This is a genomic window from Herbaspirillum sp. WGmk3 (assembly GCF_023952535.1).
In the GTDB taxonomy this organism is placed as follows: domain Bacteria; phylum Pseudomonadota; class Gammaproteobacteria; order Burkholderiales; family Burkholderiaceae_D; genus Herbaspirillum; species Herbaspirillum huttiense.
Genome location: NZ_JAKYWT010000002.1, coordinates 627,980 through 646,612 on the forward strand (window position 1 = coordinate 627,980; position 18,633 = coordinate 646,612).

The window sequence follows — 18,633 nt, forward strand, 5'->3', positions numbered from 1 at the left end:
TGGACTCAGACGCGGTAGATTTTCTCCCCGGTCTGGACGATCCTGAATTTCTCGTTGGTCAGGGGATCCAGCGCGCGACCATCGGCCAGCTTGTAGCTGCGGCTGAAGGCCCGGGCCGCTTCATCGGCCTCGTCCTGTTGCGTCTGATACACCTCTACGTGGTAAGGTGCGCCGGTCTTGCCCTTGGCATCGAATTTTTCCACCAGATCCATATGTCGTCTCCTTAGTCGTGGCCTAGCGCCAAGGTCAACGATAGCAGATTTGCCGCGGCTTTCCAGCGCATTGCATGTTGCAGCGCACAGAGATGAAGCTTTGTGCGCCGTTGCCTGCCTCGTCAGAAGTGCAAGGTCACCCCGACGCCGAACTGGCGCGTCACCTCGGCCTTGTTCAGGCCGAATTTGGCGCCGGCATCGATGTCCACCGTCTTGTTGGGCGACCAGATGGCCCCTACCAGGGCATACGATGGCAACTTCCGGCTCGATGCATCCTGATTTTGCGCCACGCCGGTATCGGCCACCAGGCGCCATTGTTCGTTCAGCCCATACCAGACCGCCACCGAGGCGCGCCAGATGGTCTTGCGCTTCGTTTCCTGGTCAGTCTCCAGCTTGTACGGGCTATAGCGCAGGCCCAGGTTGCCGTGCAGGGTCCAGGGGCCGGTCTCGTAGGAAGCGATGCCAGTCAGGCCCATGCCGTTGCGGCCGCTCCCCAGCCCCTTGCTTTCCTCGCCGCTGGGCATGAACAATTCCGGCTTGAGCGCCAGGGCCAGACCGTCCGCCTCGTAGTAGCGCCACTTTGCTCCTGCCGAGACATCGCCCACCCCCGTGCCGTTAGGCGACTGAAAGGTCTGTGGCAGGTTGAAGAAGAGGTCGAGCTTGTCGGTGACACCATAGGTGAACGTAAATGCCCCGACGTGGCCGGCATCGCCACTCTGCTTGCTCCAGTCGGTATTCATTTCGAGCTGGATGCCGCCGGCCCCCTGTACGCCGGCATCGTCGGTGTTCAGCGGATGGGCCGCGAAGGCGGGATGGCTGGCTGCCAGCAGCAGTGCGGTCAGGCAGGACAGACGGATGGTGTTGTTTTTCATGAAAGACCCCACTTTCTTGTACTTTGTGTACTTTGTTTTGATCGGTACGGCATTCGCGTGGCCACACTGACACACCCGTGCCTGCCACGGACGTGACGGAGCACGCCGCAGGCGACGGGTACAGCAAAGTGGTCGGAGCGAACCGAAGGGAAATCGCGCCGCTGCCATGCCGGGACACATTAGCAAAGGAATTTGCCAGGCATTCCGGACAGGAGAGGCGCAGGCAAGGCCTTATTGATGAATATGTCCTCGTTGGTGGCTGCGGTAAATGCCGTGGCTTTTACGGAAGGAACATCAATCTGGCTGGGTTCATCGAGCCTTGCATGCGGCTGGAAGCGAAGTTTTGGCAGGGTCTGATGATGACGGGGAATGCCGGCTGCAGGCGGTTCCCGCAGCGATCCTGACGGTCAACAGAGGCGCTTCACTTCCAGAGCGAGGGGGATAGTACCATCGGCGACTGACAAATCAGCAACAAAAAACTTCGATTTTTCATGACTAAATCTGACGATTCTTGCAGATCCGTCACTCCGGCTTTTCCGCGGCGGCAGCCAGTTCGGTCCCGATCTCGCGCAGCACCCGGGTCGGCACCTTGAGCAAGGCCCCCCAGTCACTCCAGTCCCATGAAACGCGGCCGCACAGGTACTCCAGGCTGGAGAGCGGCAGCTCGAAGCGCTCACCCAGCGCCAGCAGGCGCGGCAGCAAAGCTGGCCGTGCGGCATCGCTGGCCACGCAGACGTCCGCCACACAAGCCGCCAGTTCCAGCAAGCGAATCAGACGCTGCTGGCGGTCTTCCTCGTCCATGCCGGTATTGTCGGCGTCATGGTGATACAGCACCGTTTCACAGAAGAGCTTGGGGAAATGCCAATCCTGCATCATCGCGGCGGCCAGCTCCAGGTGATTGAATCCGAACAGCGCCTTTTCTTCCTGGCGCAACTGGCTGCCCTGCACGCCGCTAGCCAGCAGTTCGCCATACCGCTTGGGGCGGGCCGAGGCCAGACCCAGGCGGCCGATATCGGCCAGCAGGCCGATGGTGAACATTTCTGCCGGGGGAGCCACCTGCAGCAGGTCGCCCAACGCCTGGCCGGCGCAGGCCATGGCCGTGGAACGGCTCCAGAACAGGTCGTAATCGAATTCCTTGCAATCGCCGCGCCGTGCCGATTCCGTCAGCGAAATCGCCAGCGCCATCTGGCGTACCGCGTGCAGCCCCACCATCAGCAACAGCTCGACATTGACGGCTGCAACCATGCGCCCCTTGTTGATGTTGGGGATGTTGGCAATCTGGATCAGGCGGCCGGCCAGTACAGGGTCGCCCTGCACCTGCGCCACCAGATCCGGCAGCGCGATGTCTTCCTGCTGGCACATCTGCATGATCTTCAGACGCACGCCGGAAGGCGCAGGCAAGACTTCGGAGTCTTGCAGTTCACGGAAAACCTTGGGATCGACGTAATGAGACATGAGGATTGGTGTGATTCTTTTGAGTTCGATGCTTGGCGCAACGCCAATTGGAATTGACGACAAGCATACCCAAATAATAGCCGTTGTGCGTTGCATCATTGCAAACTGAAATCAAGTTTCATGCGTGCTCGCGACCTTCACGCTGACAGAAAGGCAAGACAGGCACTGACAGCTTCCGGACCGGCTTGCCGTTAAGCTGACCGAGCATGACAAGTAGCGGCAAATTTGCCTGAACCTTCATATAACTTGCGGCAAAGCCGGGACAAGGACGCGGCAGGCATGGACAAAGCCCGCCGGACACGGCACAACGGAGCGGCACGATTTCGACAAGGCAGAGCGAGGACACATCAGCAATGGCAGGCAAGGAAGACATGGTCGTGGTACGCAAAGAGGGCCTCTATTGCGTGCCCGGCGACTTCTACATCGATCCCTGGCGACCGGTGGCGCGCGCGGTGATTACGCATGCCCACGCCGACCACGCGCGCGTAGGGCATGGCCACTATCTGGCAGCAGCGCCGGGGGCCGGCATCCTGCGTGCGCGGCTGGGCGCAGAGATCAACCTGCAGCCCCTGCCCTATGGCGAAACCATCACCCACAATGGCGTGCGCCTGTCGTTGCACCCGGCCGGCCACGTGCTGGGCTCGGCGCAACTGCGCATGGAACATGACGGCCGCATCTGGGTAGCCTCCGGCGACTACAAGCTGGAAGCGGATGGCACCTGCGCCCCCTTCGAGCCGGTACGCTGCGACGCCTTCATTACCGAATCCACATTCGGCATGCCAATCTACCGCTGGCAACCACAGCGGGAAATTTTCGAGGAAATCAACCAATGGTGGCGCAGCAATGCCGCCGAAGGGCGTGCCAGCGTCTTGTTCTGCTATTCCTTCGGCAAGGCGCAGCGCATCCTGCACGGCATCGATGCCAGCATTGGCCCCATCGTGTGCCATGGCGCGGTAGAGCCGCTCAATCGCCTCTACCGCGAGGCCGGGATCGCCCTGCCGGAGACACTGACGGTCGGCGAAGCGGAAGCCGGGAAGCGCGGCAAGGCGGCCGCCTACGCGGGCAGTCTGGTGATTGCCCCGCCATCGGCGGCCGGGTCTCCCTGGATACGCCGCTTCGGCGACTACAGCGATGCCTTCGCCAGCGGCTGGATGCGCCTGCGCGGCACGCGCCGCCGGCGTGGCGTGGATCGCGGGTTCATCCTCTCCGACCATGCGGACTGGCCGGCCCTGCACGAAGCCATCCACGCCACCGGTGCTGAACGCGTCATCGTCACCCACGGCCAAGTCGCCACCATGGTGCGCTGGCTGCGTCAGAACGGACTGGATGCCGGGGCCTTCGCCACTGAATACGGAGATGAAGAAACTGACGAGAACCCCAGCCCCGCCGCCGCCGTGACGGCGCAGGAAGGCGGCCATGCGTGAATTTTCACGGCTGTATGCCGAACTGGACGCCACCACCTCCACCACCCGCAAGCTGGCGGCCCTGCAGGATTACTTCGGCCGCGCCGATGCCGCCGATGCGGCCTGGGCGGTGTATTTCCTGGCAGGCGGCAAGCCGCGCCAGGCCGTCCCAACGGGCTTGCTCAAGCAATGTGCCATGGAATACGCGCAGATCGATGAATGGCTGTTCGAGGAGTGCTATCACAGCGTCGGCGACCTGGCCGAGACCATCGCCCACGTCCTGCCGCCGCCCAAGGGGTCGAGCGACCTGGGGCTGGCGCGCTGGATGGAAGAGCGCATCGCGCCCTTGCGCGGGGCCGATCCTGCCGTGATCCGCACCGCCTTGTTTGCCGCCTGGGATGAACTGGACTGGCAGGGACGCTTCCTGCTGGCCAAACTGATCGGCGGCGGTTTCCGGGTGGGCGTGTCGCGGCTGCTGGTCACGCGTGCACTGGCCAGCGTCGCACAACTCGATCCCAAGCTGGTGGCGCAACGCATGGTTGGTTGGACAGATGGCCGCGCCCGTCCGGACGCCCGCCGTTTCGCCGCGCTCATCGCGCCGGCGGACGGCCAGGATGCGCAGTTGCAGGGCGGCCAGCCCTATCCATTCTTCCTGGCGCATCCCCTGTTGGAAACACCGGACACCCTGGGTCCGCTCTCGGACTGGCAAGTCGAATGGAAATACGACGGCATCCGCGCCCAGCTGGTGCGACGTCAGGGAAGCAACTGGCTGTGGTCGCGCGGTGAAGAATTGATCACGGATCGCTTCCCCGAGCTAGCCGCTTTGGCCCTCCCGGACGGCACCGTGATCGATGGCGAGATCGTGATCCGCCTGCCCGATTCCGGCCCCCGGGCCGATCGTGTGGCCCCCTTCGCCGATCTGCAGAAACGCATCGGCCGCAAGAACCTGACCGCCCGCCTGCTGGCCGACCTGCCGGCCGGACTGATTGCCTACGACCTGCTGGAGCAGGATGGGCAAGACCTGCGCAGCCTGCCCCAGCACGAACGCCGCAGCCGGCTGGAAACGCTGGTGCAGGGCAATGCAAGCCCGGCGTTGATGCTGGCACCGCAAATCGCCTCGGGCGACTGGGAGGCGCTGGCGCGATTGCGCAGCACCTCGCGCGAACGCGGCGTGGAAGGCATGATGCTCAAGCAACGGGAAGCCCATTACGGCATCGGCCGCACGCGCAATGTCGGCACCTGGTGGAAGTGGAAGGTCGATCCCTATTCCATCGATGCCGTGTTGATCTACGCCCAGGCCGGCCATGGCCGACGCGCCTCGCTCTACACCGATTACACCTTCGCCGTCTGGGATGCACCGGATGACCAGGGCGAACGCAAGCTCGTACCTTTCGCCAAGGCGTATTCCGGCCTCACCGATGCCGAAATTGCCGTGGTAGACCAGGCCATCCGCAAAACCACCATCGAGAAATTCGGCCCCGTCCGCAGCGTCAAGCCGAGCATGGTGTTCGAGATCGGCTTCGAAGGGATTGCGCTGTCCTCGCGCCACAAGGCAGGCATCGCCGTGCGCTTCCCGCGCATCCTGCGCCAGCGCCTGGACAAGACCATCGAGCAGGCCGATACCCTGGCCAGCCTGCGGGCGCTGCTGGGGCCGTCGGCCAGCCTGCCGCCTGAAGAAAAACAGAAAGAACTGCATCGTGCCACGCAAGACGACTAACTCCCGTGCGCCCGCACTGAAACGCGCAGAACAATGGTTCAGCCAGCGCGGCTGGGAAGTCTTCGATTTCCAGCGCGCCGTCTGGCAGGCCGCTGCCAGCGGCCAAAGCGGCTTGCTGCATTCCGGCACGGGGTCGGGCAAGACCTATGCCGTCTGGTTCGGAGCCCTGCTCCATGCCGAGCCGAAGCTCGGCATGCCTGACCTGCCCGCCAACGCTCCTGGCTTGCGGGTCTTGTGGATTACACCGATGCGCGCCCTGGCGGCCGACACCCTGCGCGCCCTGCAAGCGCCGCTGGCCGATCTGCTGCCGCACTGGCAGGCGGGCATGCGGACCGGCGATACCGCCTCCGGCGAACGTGCGCGCCAGATGAAATCCCTGCCGCAGGCGCTGGTGACCACCCCTGAAAGCCTGTCCCTGCTGCTTTCGCAAGCCGATGCCCGGCAGCGCTTTGCCAGGCTCGATGCCGTCATCGTCGATGAATGGCATGAGCTGATGGGCAACAAGCGCGGCGTGCAGGTGCAATTGGCGCTGGCGCGACTGCGCCGCTGGCGGCCCGGAATGGTGGTCTGGGGGCTGTCGGCGACGCTGGGCAATCTTGAGCAATCACTGCAAGCCCTGCTGGGTCCGGCAGCTGCCGAACAAGGCGTACTGGTACGCGGCGAACAGCGCAAGCGCATCGTCATCGACACCCTTCTGCCGCCGCAACCGGCACGCTTCGCCTGGGCCGGCCACCTGGGCATGCAGATGCTGCCGGCCGTGGTGCAGGAGATCGAGGCCAGTGGCAGTACGCTGGTCTTCACCAATACCCGGTCCCAGGCTGAACTTTGGTACCAGAATTTGTTGGACGCCCGGCCTGACTGGGCTGGCATCATTGCCTTGCACCATGGCTCGCTGGACCGCGAAGTGCGGGACTGGGTCGAACACGGCCTGCGCGATGGCCGGCTCAAGGCCGTGGTCTGCACCTCCAGCCTGGACCTGGGCGTGGATTTCACGCCGGTAGAGCGGGTATTGCAGATCGGCAGTCCGCGTGGCGTGGCCCGCTTGCTGCAACGTGCCGGACGTTCCGGCCACTCCCCGGGTCGCAGTTCGCGCGCCACGCTGGTGCCGACCAACAGCCTGGAACTGGTGGAAGCCATCGCGGCCCAGGATGCGGTTGCAGCGGGTCGTGTGGAACAGCGTCCGGTACCGGAAACGCCACTGGACGTGCTGGTGCAGCATCTGGTCACCATCGCGCTGGGCGGCGGCTTCCAGGCCGATGCGCTGCTGGACGAAGTACGGCAAGCCTGGTCTTATCGCGATCTGCGCGAGGACCAGTGGCAGTGGGCGCTGGATTTCGTGGTGCGCGGGGGCCAGAGCCTGACCGCCTATCCCGAATACCACCGGGTGCGCCAGGGCGAGGATAGCGTCTACCGTGTGGATGTGCCCGCCATCGCGCGCCGGCATCGCATGAACATCGGCACCATCGTGGCCGATGCCAGCCTGCATGTGCAGTACATGAAGGGCGGACGCATCGGCACCATCGAAGAAGGCTTCATCGCGCGCCTGCGTCCGGGTGACCGTTTTCTCTTCGGGGGGCGGGTGCTGGAATTTGTCCGGATGCATGAAATGACGGCCTGGGTCCGCCGCAGCACCGCCGGCAGTGGCGCGGTCCCTCGCTGGCAAGGCGGGCGCATGCCGCTGTCCTCGACGCTGGCGCATGCCGTCCTGGATCGTTTGCAACAAGCTGAACAACAGCACTTCGACGGCCCCGAGATGCAGGCCGTGCAGCCGCTGCTGGCCTTGCAGCATGCCTGGTCGGCGCTGCCGACGGGTAAGCGGCTGGTGGTGGAAGCCCTCAAAAGCCGCGAGGGGCATCACTTGTTCTTCTATCCCTTTGCCGGGCGTCTGGTCCACATGGGGCTGGCCTCGCTGCTGGCCTGGCGACTGGCCAGCACGCGCGCCGCCACCTTTTCCATTGCAGTGAACGACTATGGTTTCGAATTGCTGGCGGCGGACCAAGTGGAGATGGCCCGTCTGGCCCCGCAACAGGCGCAGGACCTTTTCAGCGAAGAACACTTGCTGGAGGACGTGCTCGCCAGCCTGAACGCGACGGAATTGTCGCAACGGCGCTTCCGCGAGATCGCCCGCATTGCCGGACTGGTCAGCCAGGGCTATCCGGGCCAGCACAAGAGCGCGCGCCAGTTGCAGGCGTCGTCGGCGCTGTTCTTCGAGGTCTTCCGCAAGCATGATGCCGGCAATCTGCTGCTCACCCAGGCCCAGCGCGAGGTACTGGAACAGGAGCTGGAACTGGAACGCCTGCGCAGCACCCTCGCCGAGCTGCGGGCGCGCACCATGACGCTGGTGCAACTGGAGCGCCCTACCCCGTTTGCGCTGCCGCTGATGGTGGAACGCTTCCGCGAGAAACTCTCGACCGAGAAACTGGCGGACCGTGTCGCACGCATGCTGCGCGAGCTGGAAGGTGCCGCTGACAAGACCGCTTCTCGTGAACACCCCCAGCCCGCCGCACGGCGCAAGGCCAAGCCCAAGACAGCCGCATGATGCACTACCCCAGCTTCGACGCCGATGGCGCAATTCTGACCATGTTGCCGGAACGCGCCCTGCTGTGGCGCGAGCGCGGCATGCTGATCCTGGCCGATGTGCATTTCGGCAAGGCGGCGGCGTTTCGGGCGGGCGGCATTCCCGTCCCGCACGGCACGACCCGCGCCAACCTGGAGGCCATTGATGCGCTGGTTCAGCAGCATGCGGTGCGTCACATCGTGTTCCTTGGGGATTTCCTGCATGCTCGCGCGGGCCGTGCTGCAGGAACGCTCGCGGCGCTGGCGCAATGGCGTGGCCGCAACGCGGGACTGACGCTCACGCTGGTGCGCGGCAATCACGACCATCATGCGGGGGATCCGCCTGAAGCACTGGGCATGGAGCTGGTCGATGAACCCTGGCGGGTCGGCCCGCTGGCCTTTTGCCATCATCCGCAGACGGTCGACGGTGCCTTTGCCATTGTCGGCCATGTGCATCCGGTGTATCGCCTCTCCTCGGCGGGCGACAGCTTGCGGCTGCCCTGCTTTGTCGTGGATGAGCGCTGGGCGATGCTTCCGGCCTTTGGCGCGTTCACGGGCGGTTATCGTGTCGATGCCTTGCCGGGGCAGCGCATCTATCTGGCGGCGGAGGATTGTGTCTTGCCGCTGCCGGGCTGAACCCCCATGCAATATGGGGGTATCATCGGCGCGCTGATATTCATAAGAGGAGACCAAGAAAATGACATCCAAACACCGCCTGCTGGCCCTTTCGATTGCACTCGGTCTGGGCGTGCTGGCCAACGCGCCGGCACAGGCCGATGCACTGGCCGACATCCAGAAGGCCGGCGTGGTTCGTATCGGCGTACCGCAGGACTTTGCGCCTTTCGGTTCAGTCAATACGGACCTGCAAGTGCAGGGGCTGGACATTGATGTGGCCAAGCTGATCGCCCAGAAAATGGGCCTCAAGGTGCAACTGGTCCCGGTAGCCAGCGCCAACCGCATCGCCTATCTGCAGACGCACAAGGCCGATCTGGTCATTTCCACCCTGGGCAAGAATGCCGAGCGTGACAAGGTGATCGATTTTTCCCAGCCCTATGCACCCTACAACAACAGCGTGTTCGGTGTGGCCAGTGTGGCGGTGAGCGGCCCTGCGGACCTGGCCGGCAAGACCGTGGGCGTGGCGCGCGGCACTTTCCAGGATTTGCAACTGACCGACACGGCGCCCAAGAGCGCCACCATCAAGCGCTACGAGGACAACAACGCCATGATCTCGGCCTATGTCTCGGGCCAGGTACAGCTGGTGGGTACGGGCGACTTCGTCGCCTATGCCCTGGCGGAGAAGGCACCCAACAACAAGCCGGTGCTCAAGTACATCATCCAGGAATCGGCCTGCAACGTCGGCTTGAACAAGGGCGAGACGGCCTTGTTGGGCAAGGTCAACGAGGTGCTGACGGCGGCCAAGAAGAGCGGCGAACTCAATGCCATCGTGCAGAAATGGCTCAACGTGCCGCTGCCGGCGAAGATGGCAAGCACGTTCCAGTAAAGAGCAAACCTGGTTGAAGCTTCATGTCGCCATGCTGCGGCATGAAGCTTTATTTTTCTTGCCCATATTTCAGTCATGAATTAACGAACTTTTTCGATGGAGGGTGAAGGCCCGGATTGGCAAAATGCACGGCACAAAAATGAGCGGGCTTATTGCTGAGCGCCGCTGCCATGCAGCAGTCGATACGGGGGTAGCACGGGGACAACTTGATGCCAGCGTGGTGTTGAAGACCAACACACGTTCATTCGCAGTACAGCGCGAATGGCGGACCATCAAGATGAGGCTATCCCGTGACGCAAGATGCAGCACCGCCCGGCAGGCAGCACAGCGCGCCCGTTGCACCGCGCTTTCCTTCCACACTCCTTTCTGGCTTCCCCTCTTCGCTCTTCGGCCCCGGCCTGTCGCAACACGCGCGCCTGATCAGGCTGGACAGCGCGCAGGAAGCCGGTCTGTCTGAATCCCTGGTCGTGGAGTGCTTCCACGGCCAGGAGAGCGTCAATGACAACTTCCAGTTCGACATCGATGCCCTTTCGGTTTCCACCGATCTCGATCTCAAGCAATTCATCGGCACCGAGCTGACACTTCGTCTGCTTCAGGCTGACGGCAGCCGACGCGCCTGGCATGGCTACTGCACCCAGGCTTCGTGGCTGGGAGCTGATGGCGGACTGGCGCGCTACCGGCTGCGGCTGGAATCCTTCCTCGCCTTCCTCGAATGTCGTCGCAACAGCTTCCTGTTTCAGGATATGAGCGTCACCGACATCGCCAGCGCCGTCCTGAAGGAATACCCGCAAGCCAATTTCGCTCTGGATGTCACCCAGACGCTGTCCAAGCGCGACATCTGCACGCAATATCGCGAGAGTGATTTCGCCTTCCTGCGCCGTATTTTGGCCAGCGAGGGGCTGAACTTTCGCTTCGAGCATCAGCAGGATGGCGGCCAAGCGCACGCCACTGGCCAGCACCTGGCGCGCCACAAACTGATCATCTTCGACGGCCAGGCCAAGGTCCCGGACCTGCCGGGCGGCGATACGTATATTCGCTTTCATCGGGTCGCGGCCACCGAGGCCAGCGACGCCATCACCGACTTCAGCGCAGTGCGCAGCGTGCGTTCCAACGCAGTGGCGCTGGCCAGTTGGCATCCCGAGAAGATTTCTTCACTTTCAGCCGAAGAGAACTCCAGCCTGGATGCCGGTGAAGTCCCTGCCCTGCCGGTCTACGACGGCACCGGCCAGCAGGACTTTGCAGACCAGCAAGCGGCCGCGACCCATGCACGGTTGATGCTGCAGGCATTTGAAATGCAGAACAAGCGCTTTGAAGGCGCAAGCGCGGCGCGCCAGCTCGGTGCTGGTATGCAGTTCACGCTGAGCCAGCACGAGCGCTATCCCGAAGGTGAAAACCGCTTCAAGCTGCTCTCGGTCAGTCATAGCGCTCGCAATAATTTCGACAGCAACATTGCCCCGATCATCGATCAGGTACTCCCCCCCTCGCTGGGAAATCTGTTCGACGAGAGGCCCTCTTCGAGCAGCGTATGCCATGACGACCTAAAGGCAGGGACCTACCGCAATCGCTTCATGGCCTTGCGCGACGTGGTCCCCATTGTCCCCATCGCCATCACGCAACCCCTGAAACCGACTGCACGCGGCCCCCAGACTGCGCTGGTGACTGGCCTGCCGGACGTGGCCGTCACCACGGACCGTAATCACCGCGTCAAAGTCCAGTTCCACTGGCAGCGCGGGAAGTTGCCCAATCCGGGCGGCTTGCGCGAAACCGGGAACCTCGGTGACAAGAACGGCAACGCCCCCGGCAACTATGCCTCCGGTACGTGGGTGCGGGTGGCCGAAGCGCAGTCCGGCCCCAACTGGGGCAGCCAGTTCACGCCACGGGTTGGCAGTGAAGTGCTGATCGATTTCATGGAGGGTGACATTGACCGGCCCGTGGTGGTCGCGCAGCTCTACAACGGCAGCGATGAGCCGCCCTTCTCCGCTGGGGTGAATTCCGGGGCCAATCACGCCGGCACGATCTCGGGTTGGCATAGCACAGCGCACGATGGCAGCGGCTTCAACCAATGGGTGGTGGACGACACGCAATCGCAGTTGCGCATGCGGCTGGCGTCCAGCCAGGCCAGGTCCCAGCTCAATCTCGGCCATCTGATCGATCAGGCAGATACCGGAGCCCAGCGTGGCAACTATCGCGGCCTGGGCTTTGAACTGCGTACGGACGCTTGGGGCGTTGTGCGCGGTGCGGAGGGCTTGCTGATTTCCTCGACGGCGCGTCCGGTTGCCGGTGCCAGCGTGACGAGCACGCAGATGGATGCTCATGAAGCCGTCGCCCAACTGAAGGGGGCGCAGCAACTGGCCCAGGCCATGGGCGACGCCGCCACGCAGCAACAGGCGCTGCATAGTGCGGAGGCTTTCCAGGCCAAGACTGATTTCATCTCCATCATCGATCCGGCAGACCAAGGCAAGCATCCGGGCAGTGTGAATGGCCAGGACGCGTTCAAGAGCCAGGCGGATTCCCGCGAGAACGACAGTGCGCAGCCGGTCGAGAAGTTCGCAAAAGCCGCTGTGCTGATGGAGTCCCCGACCAACATCAACTGGGCCAGTGCGGCATCCACCGTGCTCTACGCTGGCGAAAACCTTCACTGGACCACGCAGGGGGATACCCACTGGACCGCCGCCGATACCGCCAGCCTCGCGGCCGGCAAGGCAGCCACGCTGTTTGCGCACGACGGCGGCATCCAGGCCTTCGCCGGCAATGGTCCGGTTTCCTTGCAGGCGCATACCGATGCGCTGGAAATCCTGGCTGACAAGGAGGTGAGCGTCATCAGCGTCAATGAAGGTATCGAAATCAAGGCGCGTCAGAAGATCGTGCTGCAGGCGGGGCAGGCTTCGGTGACGTTGGAGGGTGGGAATATCACGTTTGCCTGTCCGGGGACGTTTTCGGTGAAGGGGGCGACGCATGCGTTTCCCGGAGGAGCGAGAGATTCGCCAGAATTTCCGAAGCTACCTGACAGCCGACCACATCGATATTTTGAACGCTTGCGAGCGATTGACGTTACCAGCGGCAACCCTATAGCGGGCCTTAACTACGTGTTTAAGCTGGACGACGGAACCTTACTACGAGGAGTTACTGATGAACATGGACGAACCGAGCAAGTAAGTACTGCGGAGATGCAAGCAGTCCAGGTTTTCTGGAATACGTCAGTAATGCCTCCGGACGAGGAGGACACCAACCCTATTGAAAGTTGCTGAAATGAACGAAGATTTACCTGCACTGACTACTCAAACCAAGCTTGACAATCACGCCATCAGGGATGTCAAGGTCGAAGCAAGATTTACTGTCAAATATATTTTTGACGCGAGAATTGCAAAAGGTCTCTCAATTCCCTATGCAGTGGCCGTTGATGGCGTCGCTCAGGAAATCTATAAGAACAAGCCCAAACGGGTCAGCGGGGATAATGGACAGATTGTTATCCCGTCCCTAAAGTCAGGAGCAAGCGTAGCCTTGTATCTCAATAGCGATGCACATCCGTCTTATAGAAAAAATCCCGTCTATGTGGTCAAGGTCGGAGAAAGAAATGTTGTGGTAAAGGTCTTGGAGAAAAGTGGGAAATCAGATGCTACTGACGCACCAGTTTTAAACGATCAAAAAAATAATGAAGATATAAGAACGGATGTCTATGAAGCGCCGCTAACCGGGGATATCTGGATGAAGATATCGCACAAATATACGGCTGCTGAAGTAGCTGCCTTATTACCCCGAGACACATCACCGGAGATATTGGAAGCCATCGAAGCGATTTATAACGGGCTAGCAAGTCCACGCCTGCGCTTAGATGCAGAAGGCAAGTCGTTGACGATAAATTTTGAGGACTCAGACAACCCAAGAGCCAATATTAAAAAAGGTTACAGCCTACTAAGCGAGGGGCTTACACGGGTCCACCCAGCAGGATATGCAGCGTTGATGATTGCTGCGCTGAACGCTAACGTTGACAAGATTGCTGTCACTTCATGTTGGCGTCCCATGCTTGGGTCTATCGCACATCGGGCGGGTCTAGGCCTTGATATTAATTATTTAGATGATATTCGCCTGAATCGGGAAGAACTTCGCAAAAAATGGGGTATTGACACGCCTAATGTGAGTGAAGCTGAGAAATCTCTGTTTGCAGAATTCAGGCAGGCGAAGACAGAACAAGCCGCTGCTCGTCAGCAGCTTGCGAAAGCCGCCAAAGCGAGTAAAAACCATCCTGACAACTCAGCGGCATTGGAAGCTTTAACTACGGCAAGAGAGCTGGCCGCAAAAGCAGACGTCAGGCTCAATCTGGCCGAAGCTGCTTGGAATGAGGAAAGAAATAAGAATGAACCTAGCAAGGTCAGAGCATTTAGAAAGTCACTGATGAAGTCTCCAGCCGTTTCGCAGATATTTGATCCATGGTTCATGGATACCAATAGCAAAGACAAAAATGCGCCAGTCGCCAATCTGCAAATATCACGAGATGAAAAGACACATGCACATCATTTTCACATCACTGTCTTAGAACCCAAGATTCTATGAAAAGCAGACCCCTCCTCTATCTGTTCTCGATGTTCATCATCGTTCCCTCCACGACATCAGCGAGCCCGCCGCACTCTGATTTACCGCCCATCAATGTCCAAGGCGAGATGAAAGCAAACGCATGCCTACCCGAAGAAAGAGAGTCCGTGCGGGCAGAACTACCGGAAGGATCTGCGGATTTAGTTGAGACGCTCCTATGCGCAAAGAAGACGGAAGCCAGCAAAAACTACTTGCTACGGCATATGAGCAAGTTCATAAACTACACATCGATGGATGAAAACTACGTGGAGCGCACCCAAAGAGTCAAAGCCGACGCGGCGCTTGCAGAACGATTATTGAGCGCAGGCGAGGCATGGGATGTCAGTGTAGAAATCTCAGCTAACCGGGTCAGTATCACCTACATGCCCAACGAAGCCTGCATTTCTGACCGAGAGCTGGTGCGCAAAAAAGGGCGCTGGATGATTACGGCAATCGGTAGCGCTTGCGATTAGTTTTTCCCCCAGATGCCAAAGGTGGCGTGCCGACAGAATCCTCTTCATGCCAATGAAAAATGGTAAGCCTTCACATCAATTTTGAGAAAAATGAATGACACTCCGCAATACCACGCAAGCGATCCTGATTACCCTTGCTGCCACCCAGGCAAACGCAAGCGAAACCACGTCGTCGACTCAGACATTCTCACCATGTCAGCAGGTAAAGATAAAGGATAAGAGCTTAACGCTTACAAACTGCACGCAGTCAGACAATGTGACTTATGCCACTTATGAACGCCCAGAATCAATCTCTGGGAGTGCTAATGAATTTGATAAAGAAAGAGCCATCATCGCGACATCAACCGACAAACAACATCTTCTGAAACAGTCAGGATTTCGCTTTAAATCGGGAGAGCCCGTTTTTAATCAAACAAAGCTTGAAGTGATTATTTCTCCTGATTCCGTATCAAAGCGGAAAGCTATCCGGACGCTCGCAGAGCGAGGTTGGACAATAAATGGAGAGGATATCGAGTATTTTTCTCCGCACGATAGAGGTTATGTCATGAGTTGCTTCACTGCATTCAAGGGCCACGAAAAGATCAGCGTCACCGTCGCCCAGTGTCTGGACTATGGTGAACTTCAAAGCTTCAAACAATTGCTAGGAAAAGTTCGTATTGAACAATGAAGACATCAATACGATTTGATGGCACGGAGCGATCGGCTCCTCAAACATGTCGGTACAGAGTGCATGATTCTGGATGCGCTTGTAACTGTATGCCGCCGGCCCGTTCCATGAAGTTAAATTCTGCGCAGCCATGGTTTCGCCGTGACCGCAGGATCCATTGAAATCAAAACCTCCGATCATGCGCCTGATGCTGACGTCAAACTACTCGCTAGCTCTCTTTCTTCTCGCACTCTTTGCCTGCCCTGCGCGGGCTGGAGCCGAAACTCCCGTGCATCGCAGTTCCTTCCGCGCTGTCGGCAACCAATTCGCTTTTGAAGCGGGCAGACGCACTGTCGCCGTCCAACTGGACATCCCGGTGAATCAATGGGCCGTCAACTGCGCCCGGACCCACGCCATCGTCTGGGGAATCGACCAGCGCAAGCTACCGATGGGCGTCCCGCCATTCAACAAGATCTACATCATCGATCTCCGGCGGGGCAAGCCTGTCGGTCATTTCACGCGCACGCGTGGCCCTTATGAGGCCCGTTTCAGCGCGGATCAAACAATGGCGATCGTCGATGACGAAGTCGTGGATCTGGCCAAAGGGAAGGTGGTCGGGTATATCTACGACATGAAGCTTGATGATGAGACATGCTCGCCTTTCCCCGGAAAGCAGTCAGGCTAACAATTACCGACTCCTGCTGCACTCATGATGTCGAGGTGCAAAAGGCTCAAGCTCAGAAATTTACGAATCATGAAAATACCAGGCACGATACTTTCTTTCCTTGGCGGGGCCACTGCCGCAAGTTTGCTGTTCTGCGGCTACCTTGTCTGGAAGCCCGCTACCGTAAAAATCCATCGCCTGGCCGCACCGCTGCAACTCGGCACGAAGGAGGCTTCCAATGGACTTTTACCGGTTGGCACAACGCTCTATTACGACACCTCGTTCCCTGAAGGATTTTCCCGCTACAAGATCTACGTCAACATCGACCGCATGCCGCTGCCGCTGGAGAACCTGCCGGATCCGACCATGATCGCCCCGATAGAAGCAGCTCCTTTCCGTCAGGACGCGCTGCTGAAACTTCTCAGGAATCGTCCCCTTACCAGAAAGGATCTCGATACGATCCTCAGCACGGACTATCTGACCAAGGACGAGATCAAAGAAGTACTCAGTGAATTTGTGGCATCAAAATGACCTAAGCACACAGCTGTAGCTCCCGGCCTTCAAGGGAATGCCGGAGCGTTGATAAATGCATATTTTGAATCAGCCTTTCCTTCATGAAAAGAACTGCTCTACTGATCATGGCTACCGTTTTGGGCATCGCCACGGCCCTGCTCCTTGCGAGCGCAACAAAAGTCGAACAATCATTCCCACCGCTGGAAGTGCAAGGCACAACGTATCAAAATGCCTGCACAGCGCCTGAGCGTTCAGAGCTGCGCCGCGAACTGCCGCACGAGGCGCATGAATTGATCGAGACCTTGCTCTGCGCAAGCAAAACCCCCGCCCGCAAGGCTTATCTCAAGCAACATGTCACGCCCAACGTCAATGCCGAATACAGTGGAAGCGGCCAAGAGGACATACAAGAAGTACTTCAAGTTGACGACGAGCTGCTCGATCACCTGATGAAAGCCGGTGAAGCCTGGCAAGTCACCACAACCGTCACCGATGAGCAAATTGAGGTGATGTTCTTTGCCGACGAAGCCTGCGTGGAAAGCCGCAGCCTCCGACTCGACCAGGGAAAATGGCTGCTCTACGGGCTTGGCGCAGGATGCGATTAAGCATCGCGACAGCGCCGCCGACCCCGTCAGCGCTGCGTCCACTCATCAGAACTTGCTCGATACCCCCAACCCCCACTTGCGCTCCGCATCCCCGCTATCCGGCAGCAAGCCGTTCGAATAATCCAGGCTCAGGCCCACGTTCTGGTTGAAGTTGTAAGTCAGCACCGACTTCCAGTAATGAATGCTGCGATTGCCCTGCAAAGCCTTCAACCCGGTGTAGGTCGTGGTGAAATCAAACGGCAAGGCCGGATTGGTCGAAGACAGCGTGAACCCCGCCTGCGCCCCCAGTCGGATGAAATCCCGGTGCTGGTCGTAGACATCCGGATCCCCCCGGTTGATGTAGATACCGTTACGGCTCTGGCCGATCAGGATGGGCTTGAACGCCAGCCCGTTGTTCCAGCGCAGGAAATCGTTGAGCACCCCGGGGCGAACCGGCGTAAGCGTGAAGTTGACCGTCAGCAGGCGGCTGCCGTCGGTATTGTTGACCAGGTAGTCGGGACGCGCCGTCAGATCCTCCGTATTGGCCGTATCCGCATGCGCGAAGTGGAAGGCGGACAGCATCCCGACCTGGCTGGTGCGCGTCGTGGTGATCTCGGGATTGCCCGTGTCATAGGTGGTCACCCGATTCTGCTTGAAGCCCACATAAGGCACCGCCTCATAGGTGCTGCCCGGCTCGCCCATGGGCCGCTTGTCCAGCGAATACCCGGCAAACACCACAACATCATTGGTACGCGATTGCGCCACATCGTCATTGGCCAGCGACACCCTGGCCCGGTCGACCGAGGCGAAAGCCGCCTTGTTGCGATGATCGATGGAAAGCTGGTCAGGATTGCCGCGAATGCGTACATGGTCCATCCAGCCCGCCTGCTGAGCCTCCTGAGCCTGCGCCGTGGCTGGCGCGGCGGGTGCGGCCGCTGGCGTCGATGCAGGAGCCGGTGCCACGCCCATGCGCAAGGCGGCATCTGCATGGGCCAGCCGCGGAGTGGCATCGGCCGTCGTGCAGCGCAAGGCCACGCGGCTATTGTCGCGGAAGAAGGCGATGACATCGCTGCGTCCACTCGGCTGGAAACGGTCATCCTTGCCATCCAGCAGCGCTTGCACATCGGCCGCCATGTGGTCGACGTTGCAGCTGTCGCCCTGGCAGGCCTGTCCCCCTGACTTTTCCGTGGCGCGCTTTTGCAGCAGCCAGGCGACCAGCGCGCGCGGCGAGTTCAGCGGCGCTGGCTCCTTGCCGACCGACAGATAGGCGGTACTCACGGGATAGGTACGGATCAGCGTAGCGGCCAACCGGTCCTTGTCCAGCGTTTGCTCGGTATTGCAGAAGCCTGCGGAATCTGCGGCATGGGCCGGGTTCAGGCTGAAGGGAGCGGCCAGCAGGATGGCGGCGACAGGGAGAGGGAATCGTCGTTGCATCGGATCGAAGGGAGTCAAAACAGAAAAAGCGGGAGGA

16 protein-coding genes are annotated in these 18,633 nt (G+C 60.2%); 12 read left to right on the forward strand and 4 right to left on the reverse strand.

Annotated features, from left to right (window positions below; all coding sequences use genetic code 11):
- Positions 1 to 5: 5 nt before the first annotated feature.
- The 3 genes from MKD49_RS08725 to MKD49_RS08735 form a co-directional block, all read right to left on the reverse strand.
- A complete protein-coding gene (locus MKD49_RS08725; protein WP_039788137.1) occupies positions 6 to 212 on the reverse strand; it encodes a hypothetical protein in 207 nt (68 codons plus the stop codon).
- A 122-nt stretch (positions 213 to 334) separates the two neighbouring features.
- Positions 335 to 1,084 carry a transporter gene (locus tag MKD49_RS08730; protein ID WP_051156555.1) on the reverse strand — a complete coding sequence of 250 codons (750 nt, stop codon included), beginning with the start codon at positions 1,082 to 1,084 and terminating at the stop codon, positions 335 to 337.
- Positions 1,085 to 1,606: 522 nt separating this feature from the next.
- A complete protein-coding gene (locus MKD49_RS08735) occupies positions 1,607 to 2,539 on the reverse strand; it encodes an HDOD domain-containing protein (RefSeq protein WP_121040171.1) in 933 nt (310 codons plus the stop codon).
- 353 nt (positions 2,540 to 2,892) lie between these two features.
- Between MKD49_RS08735 and MKD49_RS08740 the strand changes: the two genes are divergently transcribed.
- From MKD49_RS08740 to MKD49_RS08795, 12 genes are all read left to right on the forward strand, one after another.
- Positions 2,893 to 3,963 (forward strand): ligase-associated DNA damage response exonuclease, encoded by a 1,071-nt coding sequence (locus MKD49_RS08740; RefSeq protein WP_252696093.1) that lies wholly within the window; start codon positions 2,893 to 2,895, stop codon positions 3,961 to 3,963.
- Positions 3,956 to 5,659 carry an ATP-dependent DNA ligase gene (locus tag MKD49_RS08745; protein ID WP_252696094.1) on the forward strand — a complete coding sequence of 568 codons (1,704 nt, stop codon included), beginning with the start codon at positions 3,956 to 3,958 and terminating at the stop codon, positions 5,657 to 5,659. Before MKD49_RS08740 ends, MKD49_RS08745 begins: the two co-directional genes overlap by 8 nt.
- Entirely contained in the window at positions 5,640 to 8,198 is a 2,559-nt protein-coding gene (locus MKD49_RS08750; RefSeq protein ID WP_252696095.1) for a ligase-associated DNA damage response DEXH box helicase, read from the forward strand. Before MKD49_RS08745 ends, MKD49_RS08750 begins: the two co-directional genes overlap by 20 nt.
- Complete coding sequence (pdeM, locus tag MKD49_RS08755) at positions 8,195 to 8,851, forward strand: ligase-associated DNA damage response endonuclease PdeM (RefSeq protein WP_121040163.1); 657 nt, start codon at positions 8,195 to 8,197, stop codon at positions 8,849 to 8,851. Before MKD49_RS08750 ends, pdeM begins: the two co-directional genes overlap by 4 nt.
- A 61-nt stretch (positions 8,852 to 8,912) precedes the next feature.
- Positions 8,913 to 9,716, forward strand: coding sequence for a transporter substrate-binding domain-containing protein (locus MKD49_RS08760; RefSeq protein ID WP_252696096.1), 804 nt, complete (start codon positions 8,913 to 8,915; stop codon positions 9,714 to 9,716).
- Between the two features lie 290 nt (positions 9,717 to 10,006).
- A complete protein-coding gene (locus tag MKD49_RS08765) occupies positions 10,007 to 12,964 on the forward strand; it encodes a type VI secretion system tip protein TssI/VgrG (protein ID WP_252696097.1) in 2,958 nt (985 codons plus the stop codon).
- Entirely contained in the window at positions 12,951 to 14,267 is a 1,317-nt protein-coding gene (locus MKD49_RS08770; protein ID WP_252696098.1) for a hypothetical protein, read from the forward strand. The genes MKD49_RS08765 and MKD49_RS08770 overlap by 14 nt, the downstream gene beginning before the upstream one ends.
- The gene (locus tag MKD49_RS08775; protein ID WP_252696099.1) at positions 14,264 to 14,758 is read left to right on the forward strand and encodes a hypothetical protein; all 495 of its coding nucleotides are present in this window, start codon (positions 14,264 to 14,266) and stop codon (positions 14,756 to 14,758) included. The genes MKD49_RS08770 and MKD49_RS08775 overlap by 4 nt, the downstream gene beginning before the upstream one ends.
- 94 nt (positions 14,759 to 14,852) lie before the next feature.
- Positions 14,853 to 15,425, forward strand: coding sequence for a hypothetical protein (locus tag MKD49_RS08780; RefSeq protein WP_252696100.1), 573 nt, complete (start codon positions 14,853 to 14,855; stop codon positions 15,423 to 15,425).
- A gap of 178 nt (positions 15,426 to 15,603) precedes the next feature.
- Positions 15,604 to 16,089, forward strand: a complete 486-nt coding sequence (locus tag MKD49_RS08785) for a hypothetical protein (protein ID WP_252696101.1) — start codon at positions 15,604 to 15,606, stop codon at positions 16,087 to 16,089.
- A gap of 69 nt (positions 16,090 to 16,158) precedes the next feature.
- Entirely contained in the window at positions 16,159 to 16,599 is a 441-nt protein-coding gene (locus MKD49_RS08790) for a hypothetical protein (protein ID WP_252696102.1), read from the forward strand.
- A gap of 83 nt (positions 16,600 to 16,682) precedes the next feature.
- Positions 16,683 to 17,183 carry a hypothetical protein gene (locus MKD49_RS08795; protein WP_252696103.1) on the forward strand — a complete coding sequence of 167 codons (501 nt, stop codon included), beginning with the start codon at positions 16,683 to 16,685 and terminating at the stop codon, positions 17,181 to 17,183.
- 45 nt (positions 17,184 to 17,228) lie between these two features.
- Here MKD49_RS08795 and MKD49_RS08800 read toward each other — a convergent pair whose 3' ends face one another.
- Positions 17,229 to 18,596, reverse strand: coding sequence for a hypothetical protein (locus tag MKD49_RS08800; RefSeq protein WP_252696104.1), 1,368 nt, complete (start codon positions 18,594 to 18,596; stop codon positions 17,229 to 17,231).
- Positions 18,597 to 18,633 lie beyond the last annotated feature (37 nt).

What these genes read in the sequence shown, in the direction of transcription:
- MKD49_RS08735 (WP_121040171.1), bottom strand. Translation starts at nt 2,539, where the DNA reads ATGTCTCATTACGTCGATCCCAAGGTTTTCCGTGAACTGCAAGACTCC.
- MKD49_RS08730 (WP_051156555.1), bottom strand. Translation starts at nt 1,084, where the DNA reads ATGAAAAACAACACCATCCGTCTGTCCTGCCTGACCGCACTGCTGCTG.
- MKD49_RS08775 (WP_252696099.1), top strand. Translation starts at nt 14,264, where the DNA reads ATGAAAAGCAGACCCCTCCTCTATCTGTTCTCGATGTTCATCATCGTT.
- MKD49_RS08790 (WP_252696102.1), top strand. Translation starts at nt 16,159, where the DNA reads ATGAAAATACCAGGCACGATACTTTCTTTCCTTGGCGGGGCCACTGCC.
- MKD49_RS08740 (WP_252696093.1), top strand. Translation starts at nt 2,893, where the DNA reads ATGGCAGGCAAGGAAGACATGGTCGTGGTACGCAAAGAGGGCCTCTAT.
- MKD49_RS08760 (WP_252696096.1), top strand. Translation starts at nt 8,913, where the DNA reads ATGACATCCAAACACCGCCTGCTGGCCCTTTCGATTGCACTCGGTCTG.
- MKD49_RS08745 (WP_252696094.1), top strand. Translation starts at nt 3,956, where the DNA reads ATGCGTGAATTTTCACGGCTGTATGCCGAACTGGACGCCACCACCTCC.
- MKD49_RS08780 (WP_252696100.1), top strand. Translation starts at nt 14,853, where the DNA reads ATGACACTCCGCAATACCACGCAAGCGATCCTGATTACCCTTGCTGCC.
- MKD49_RS08785 (WP_252696101.1), top strand. Translation starts at nt 15,604, where the DNA reads ATGCGCCTGATGCTGACGTCAAACTACTCGCTAGCTCTCTTTCTTCTC.
- MKD49_RS08800 (WP_252696104.1), bottom strand. Translation starts at nt 18,596, where the DNA reads ATGCAACGACGATTCCCTCTCCCTGTCGCCGCCATCCTGCTGGCCGCT.
- MKD49_RS08725 (WP_039788137.1), bottom strand. Translation starts at nt 212, where the DNA reads ATGGATCTGGTGGAAAAATTCGATGCCAAGGGCAAGACCGGCGCACCT.
- pdeM (WP_121040163.1), top strand. Translation starts at nt 8,195, where the DNA reads ATGATGCACTACCCCAGCTTCGACGCCGATGGCGCAATTCTGACCATG.
- MKD49_RS08795 (WP_252696103.1), top strand. Translation starts at nt 16,683, where the DNA reads ATGAAAAGAACTGCTCTACTGATCATGGCTACCGTTTTGGGCATCGCC.